Raw genomic sequence first — 7,018 nt, forward strand, 5'->3', positions numbered from 1 at the left:
CCGCCGTCCCACTGGCCGTTGGCGCCGCGCGGGACATCGGTGAAGCTCGCCGTTCCCGGATCGTACCATGTCTTGCCCGCCGCCACCGACACGAACTTCGCCATCTGACCGCGGGTCACGGTGAGCGCCGGCCCGTACATCCCGCCGCCGATCCCCGTCGTCGGCGCCGTGCCGCCCCACGAGGCCGGATCGGCCAATCGCTCGATGTAACCGTAGAAGATGTGCGTCCCGTCGGCATCGAGGCCGCCGCCCCCGCCGCCATCCCACTGGCCGTTTGCGCCCCGCGGCACGTCGCCGAAGCTCGCCGTTCCCGGGTCGTACCACGTCTTCCCGAAGGCGATGCACAGGAACTTCGCCATCTGCCCACGCGTCGCCGTGTCCGCCGGCGAGTACAGCGGCGGCACGGTCGAGGTGCCACCGGTCACGCCCTGGGCGTAGATCGCCTCGACGCCCTGCCAGATCTCATGGCTGCGCGGCACGTCGTCGAACGAGCACATCGCGAGCTTGTACACGTAGATGTCATTGTTGCCGTTGCGCTGGTCCTCCCATGCGATGCGGTCGCCCCAGACCGCGGGATACCATTGGTTTGCGGGGTCGCTCGCGATGTGACTCTCCTGGCCGGTACTGAGGTCGTACATGTAGATGTCGTTGCTGCCGTTGCGGCCGTCCTGCCACACGATGCGGTCACCCCAGACATCCGCGAACTCCTGGCTGCCGCTTGCGGTGCACACCGCAGTCTCCGTGCTCGTCGCGAGGTCGTACATGTAGATGTCCGAGTCGCCGCTGCGAGTGTCCTCCCACACGATGCGGTGCCCCCAGATGGCGGGGCGCAACTGATCGCCCGTTGCGGTGCAGATCGCCGTCTCCATGGCGGCCGCGAGGTCGTACATGTAGATGTCGAAGGTGCCGCCGCGCTGGTCTTGCCACACGACCCGGTCGCCCCAGATCGCGGGCTGGTATTGGTGGGTCAAGTTGGTGCAGATTGCCGACTCGGTGGCGTTCGCTACGTCGTACATATAGATGTCGAAGTTGCCGCTGCGCTGGTCATGCCACACGATGCGCGCGCCCCAGATGGCGGGAGGCCCTTGATACGCCGCGTTGGTGCAGATCGCCGTCTCCGTCGCCGTCGAGAGGTCGTACATGTAGATGTCCCAGTTGCCGTTGCGAGTGTCATGCCACACGATGCGCGCGCCATAGATGGCGGCACACTGCTGACTGGCCGCGTCACTGCAGATGGATCTCTCCGTGGAAGTCGCCAGGTCGTACATGTAGATGTCCCAGTTGCCGTTGCGAGTGTCATGCCACACAATGCGGTGCGCGAAGACGTCCGGGCACTTCTCCGCGCTGGCAAGGCCTGTGAGCCGCGTCTCCCCCCACGACGGGTCGAGATCGTACATGTAGATGTCGGGCTTGCCGTTCCGATAGTCTTCCCACACGATGCGGTCGCCCCAGATCTGAGGCCAGTGCTGGCCGGCTGGGTCCGTGCAGATCGCCGTCTCGGTCGCCGTCGCCAGGTCGTACATGTAGATGTCCGCGTTGCCGTTGCGGTTGTCCGCCCACACGATGCGGTCGCCCCAGATCTGAGGTGCCCCTTGGCCCACTTCGTTGGTGCAGACCGGCGTCTCGGTGGCCGTCGCCAGGTCGTACATGTAGATGTCGGAGTTGCACCAGTCGCCCTGATCGTTGCGGTAGTCATCCCACACGATGCGGTCACCCCAGATCGCAGGATAGACTTGATACGCCGCGTTGGTGCAGATCGCCGTCTCGGTCGCCGTCGCCAGGTCGTACATGTAGATGTCCGAGTCGCCGTTCCGATAGTCATACCACACGATGCGGTCACCCCAGATGGAGGGGCCTAACTGCTTCGCCGGGTTGGTGCAAATGGCGGTCTCGGTCGCCGTCGCCAGGTCGTACATGTAGATGTCGAAGTTGCCGCTGCGCCATTCCTGCCACACGATCCGGTCACCCCAGATCGCGGGGTGGTGCGCGAACGCAAAAGGTCGGATCGGGGTCTCGCGCGCGGCGGTCAGGTCGAACATGTAGATGCCGGTGTAGTTCGAATTGCGTCCGTCCTGCCAGACGATGCGGTCGCCCCAGATCGCGGGGCTGATTTGACCCCAGCCAGCTACACAGACAGGCATCTCCAGCCCGGTAGATACGTCTTTCATGAAGATGTCCGAGCCACGGAGCGCCGGTCGGTACTCTTCCCATACGATGCGATCACCCCAAATGGCCGGAGTGTCTTGCATGTTGCTGTTCGCCGCAATGGCGCGCTCATTCGGGATCGCCTCGGCGGGGCCGGCGAGCATACCCAGGAATCCAACAACGATGAGGAGAAAGATGACGCGCCTCACAGCCCTGCCTCCTTGTGGCGTCACGGTCGGTAACACCCACCGCCAAAGACAGGGTCGCGCGCTGAGCGTGCTTAGCCCCGAGGCGCAATCAACAGCCCGGCGCCCAACCCTGGCGGGCGCTCCGAGCGTTCGGCCTGTGGTCGGTAACTGAATCTGACTTCCCCGCCGCCCACGGCCTTCCTGTTGCGATTCGAGGCGCTTCGGGGAGGCAACCAGACTCAGTTTCGAAAACGGCCATAGTCCTACTCCGCGCGGGAATCGAAATCTTCGGCGGCGGCGGGCGGATTTGAGTTCAGAGCTGGCGTTTTCTCTAACTGTGGACTGATTGGGGCAAGTCCACAGCTCTTGTGGAAACAGAGAGGCCAGACGCTGTTCTCGGGCCAGAATCGATGCGAGAAGGGGGTATCCAGTCCAGAGTTTGGGCGGTCCCGGAGAGCGGAAATGCGGCCAATCGTGGGCGTCAACGGGCCACTAAGGTCTGTGGGCTCCCCGCTCTCGGTTTTCGCGGCGAGAGGTTTCGAGCGTAAGGGCGTGGTGGATGAGCTGGCAATCGTTGGCGGGTGAGCGCTGCGTCGCTACCAGAAGTGCCGCTTGGCGAAAGCGCGGCCCGATCCGGATTTCAGGTATCGTTCAAACGCGCTAGCTCGGCCTCGATTGTCGAAGCGGACTACTGCTACGATGCGCCACGGCACGTACCTCGACGTATGGGGCGACTTGCCAGCGTTATGCTCTTTGAGGCGTTCCTCTGGGTCCGATGCCAGTCCAACGTACCGCTGCCGCGGATCGCGCACGCTTTCAAGGAGATAGACGCACTTCACGGCAAGGCCCTCCTTCGCCGAGGCTTCGGCGGGCACCAGCCTTCGCCGGAACCACGGCTTGCCAGCCGTAGCTTCAGCGAAGGCTGGTGGAGGCGGTGGGAATCGAACCCACGTCCGAAGAGCAGTCCCCGCCGGCTACTACGAGCGTGTCCTGCGTTTAGTTTGTCACGACCGCACAAGCCCACAGGCGGGCCGCGCGGCCGCTAGTTCGTGGTGTTTCCCTGCCCCCTACGAACGTCAGAGGCTCGGTAAGCTGATCTAGTTGACGCTCAAGCCGGCCCGATCAGCGAAGCCGGGAGAGCGTCGCCACCTTAGGCGGTGGCGTAGGCCGGAACGTAAGTTTCGGCAGTTATAGGTTTGCACGTTGTTAACGAGGCCGTGCGCCTCGGCTCGCAACCGACGATTCCTCACTCCCCGTCGAGACCTTTCGCCCCCTTTCCGTGTGAGAGGCTCCGCCGCAGGAACGGCGAGCGCCTGCCCCCCCAATGCTATTGTACCCCGTTACGCCCGGAACGCACCCCTCTCTCGCGTTCCGCCACGAAGGCACTTCGCCCCGGCGACCTCAGCATCCCCGGCCGTTTCACGCCGGCGTCTAATACTCCCGGCCAATATATGGTATAAGCCCCATAGAAGAGCTAGGAACCGCGCTCCCCGCGTTTGGGGGCGCGGCCGCTGAGCTCGCGTTCCTTGTCGCGGTCCAGATCGCGCTGGGCAATGGCGCGGCGCTTGTCGTATTGTCGCTTCCCGCGCGCCAGCCCAAGCTCCACCTTGGCGTAGCCGTTGCGCAGGTACAGCCGCAGCGGGATAAGGGTTAGCCCCTTTTCCTGCGCCTTGCCGATGAGCCGGTCGATCTCACGCCGGTGGAGCAGCAGCTTGCGCGGCCGCCGCGGATCGGGGTTGTCGTAGCTGGCGGGATCGTATGCCGCAATGTGCATGTTATCCAGCCACAGCTCATCCCGCTCCGGCCGCGCGTAGCTGTCGCGCAGGGCGACCTTGCCGGCGCGCACGGACTTTATCTCGCCGCCGGTCAAAACGAGCCCGGCTTCGAACGTATCCTCGATACTGTAGTCGTGCCGGGCCTTGCGGTTAACCGCTATAACTCTGATATCCGACAATTGCGGTGCGCCGGTTGCTGGCGCAAAATCACTATACCGTAACAAGCGTTCGCTGTCAAGCGACCTCTCGATACAACGCTTCGTGCGAAAGAGGAGGCGCGGAGAATGAGACTTCGAAAACCCCAACTGGCGCGTATCGCGCTGGCGGTGATCTGGATCTTTGCGGTGGACGCAATGACCGTCGCCGGCGGCGAGCTGGTGCGGATCACTTCGCCGAAAAACGGCCAGCAGGTCAAGGGCACGATTCGCGTGGACGCGCAAACGGACCTCGAAGATGCGACGTACCTGATCTTCCGCGTGGACACCGAGCGGCCCCATTCCACTAATGGCCGCCCGTACTTCTACGTGCTCGACACGACGAGGCTTGCTGACGGCCCGCATGCGCTCGTCGCCGAAGTGTACGCGCGTGAGGGATTGGTCGGCGAGTCAGCCGCGGTGACGATTCAGGTGGCGAATGCAGCGGGCTCAGCGGTGCCTACGGCCGTTGCACAGAGCCCGGCCGCGGCGGTGCAGAAGCAGTCGACCGAGCCTGAGCCGGAGAAGGCGATCGTCGCGGCGCAGCCGCGCGCGGCTTCCGCTCGCCCCTCGGCTGAGAGCGCCGCGCCGTCGGAAACCGCGATGGCGGCGGCTGAGGCGACCCCGGGCGCCATCGACCCGGCGCCGTCGAAGACGCTCGCTCCAATGCTGATGGTGCAGTCGTCACCGGCTGCCGCTCCTGAGGCGGAGTGCCGTTCGCAGCAGCGGCCCGCAGTTGCTGCCGCTGAAAAGCCAGTGCTCCGCGTGGCCGAGAAATGCGCTGCCGCCCAAGGCGTGACGGTTATTCTGGACGGGCGTGCTTTGACGTTCGATGTCGAGCCGACGATTCGCGAAGGCCGTGCCTTTGGCGCGCTGCGAACGTTGGTGGAGGAGTCGGGCGGGGCCGTGAGCTGGGTGGCGGCCGCGAAGCAGGCCATTGCGAAGCGCGCCGGTACCGAACTGCGCGTGACGGTCGGCTCGAGTGAAGCCAAAGTCGGCGGTAAGGTAGTTGATCTCGGGGCCGCGGTACAGTTGGATAGCGACAGGACGATGGTTCCGGTGCGAACGGCGTGCGAGCCTCTCGGTTTCCAGGTGGCGTGGGTCGGCGATTCGCGCACCGTGCGCTTGTGCAGCACCGAGGCGCCGATGCAGGTCGGGATGCTGTTGGCGCGCTAACGAGCTAACGACGACGGATTCGAGAAGCACCTCCATAGCCTGAAGCCGGTTGGGGCGGCGTTCCCGCAAGGGACGCCGCCCTCGGCTTTGTCTGCCGACAACGCGAGATCGGACAACCGCTCAGCGCGGATCCTGGCAGGTGTCGGCGTCCGGAACGCTTATGAAGAAGACTCGCCGCGGTTCGTCACTCGGCGCCTGCGCCCGACAGACCGCCAAGCGTCTCGCGCAACTCGTTGATGCGCTCCAGCGCGGCGCGGTCCTTCGCGCCCACGGCCTCCTGCGCCCTGCTGAGGCGAGACCGCGCCTCCCGTACCTTACCGGCCACCTTGCGCGGAGCGATTTGCTCCAGAGCGGCGATCTCGTCGCCCGCCCGTCCCAGGTTCTGCTGGGCCAAGCCCCAGTTGCCGGCCCCGATGTTGGCCGCCGCGGATTCCACTCGGCGATCTGCAGCCAGACCTACGTGCGCCACGGCGACTACCAACTTCTGCTCCTGCTCCGCCACCTGTGTGCCTGCGGCTGCCCGAACGCGGCCGGCGTACACGACTGCAATGACGGCAATGACGATGAGTGCGAGAATGACCCACGCGAGGGTCATCGAGCGACGCGCCGGTGTGGCTGCTACCGGCGGCCGCTCGACGAGCGCCGCGGCCTGCGTTTTCAACCTGCGCAGCTCTTCAACAGCGATGTTGCTCTGACTCGCCACGGAGTCGACGTCGAGCGAGGCGAGCTTCTCGATGGTATCCACGCCGGCTCGGTCCAGGGCTTGGATCTTGCGCTCGTCCAGCCCTGCCACAGCGCCCGGATTCAGCGGAGCGGGCATGATGGCACCTCCCGGAAGTGTGTCTGCTCTGGCGCTTCCACGTCGCGCAATGGCGTTCCTGTCGGACACGTGCGCATTTCCGGTGCGGCCCTGGCCCGGTGTCGGGCCGGCGGCCGGTTGCTTTCATCGCTGTTTCCCTGAACCGGGCAGGTCGCGGTCGTTGACTATTCGGATTCGTGTATCAGCAGAGGGCCCCGGGGTGTGGTTCGGTTCGCGCCAGACGGGCTTGCGGACACATACCTGGCTACGGGGAATAGCCGAGACTCTCGACGTATGCTATGATAGGCGAGACATGATTCTCAGGAGACATTCTCGAACCGTCTCTACGTGGCTGGCGCGCATCGCCTTCGCGACCGTTGCGACGGGCTGTGTCGTACCAGCTGCCGCGGCTCCTGCCGAGCCGAGCTACCTCGAGCGGATCGGTGAGGGGATTGACCTGCTGCGGGGGGACACACCCCGCCAGGCGGAGGACGCCTTCGTTGCCGCGAATCTCCAGGACTACTCCGATCCGCTGGGATGGATCGGCCTGGGCGCGGCGCGCCTCGGGAGGGGGTATGTCGACCGCGCGATGGCAGACTTCGCGCAGGCAGCGCACCTCGCCGCAAGGGGATCGGCGCAGGCGCGGGCAGTCACTCCACTCGCGCAGTTCGGGCGCGCGATCTGCCTGCTCCAGCGCGGTGAGGTGCATGCGGCCGCGGAAGAACTGGAGGCGCTGGCGCA

At 65.2% G+C, this 7,018-nt stretch carries 6 protein-coding genes and 1 other RNA gene; 2 read left to right on the forward strand and 5 right to left on the reverse strand.

Annotated features, from left to right (window positions below; genetic code table 11):
- From JSV65_15665 to smpB, 4 genes are all read right to left on the reverse strand, one after another.
- Positions 1–2,354, reverse strand: a 2,354-nt coding sequence (locus tag JSV65_15665) for an S-layer homology domain-containing protein (GenBank protein UCH33977.1), incomplete at its 3' end; no start/stop codon positions are given.
- Between the two features lie 575 nt (positions 2,355–2,929).
- On the reverse strand, positions 2,930–3,172 hold the full coding sequence (locus JSV65_15670) for a GIY-YIG nuclease family protein (protein ID UCH33978.1): 243 nt from the start codon (positions 3,170–3,172) through the stop codon (positions 2,930–2,932).
- Positions 3,173–3,256: 84 nt separating this feature from the next.
- Positions 3,257–3,607: a transfer-messenger RNA gene (gene ssrA, locus JSV65_15675) on the reverse strand.
- Between the two features lie 200 nt (positions 3,608–3,807).
- Positions 3,808–4,605: an SsrA-binding protein SmpB gene (smpB, locus tag JSV65_15680; GenBank protein UCH33979.1), complete on the reverse strand. Its 798-nt coding sequence runs from the start codon at positions 4,603–4,605 to the stop codon at positions 3,808–3,810.
- Here smpB and JSV65_15685 point away from each other — a divergent pair.
- Positions 4,486–5,478 carry a hypothetical protein gene (locus JSV65_15685; GenBank protein ID UCH33980.1) on the forward strand — a complete coding sequence of 331 codons (993 nt, stop codon included), beginning with the start codon at positions 4,486–4,488 and terminating at the stop codon, positions 5,476–5,478. The genes smpB and JSV65_15685 overlap by 120 nt on opposite strands.
- A gap of 184 nt (positions 5,479–5,662) precedes the next feature.
- Here JSV65_15685 and JSV65_15690 read toward each other — a convergent pair whose 3' ends face one another.
- Entirely contained in the window at positions 5,663–6,298 is a 636-nt protein-coding gene (locus JSV65_15690; GenBank protein UCH33981.1) for a hypothetical protein, read from the reverse strand.
- Between the two features lie 292 nt (positions 6,299–6,590).
- On the opposite strand from JSV65_15690, the gene JSV65_15695 reads away from it, so the two are divergent.
- Positions 6,591–7,018 (forward strand): hypothetical protein (locus tag JSV65_15695; protein UCH33982.1); only part of this gene is annotated, 428 nt, incomplete at its 3' end.

The organism is Armatimonadota bacterium, assembly GCA_020354555.1.
In the GTDB taxonomy this organism is placed as follows: domain Bacteria; phylum Armatimonadota; class Hebobacteria.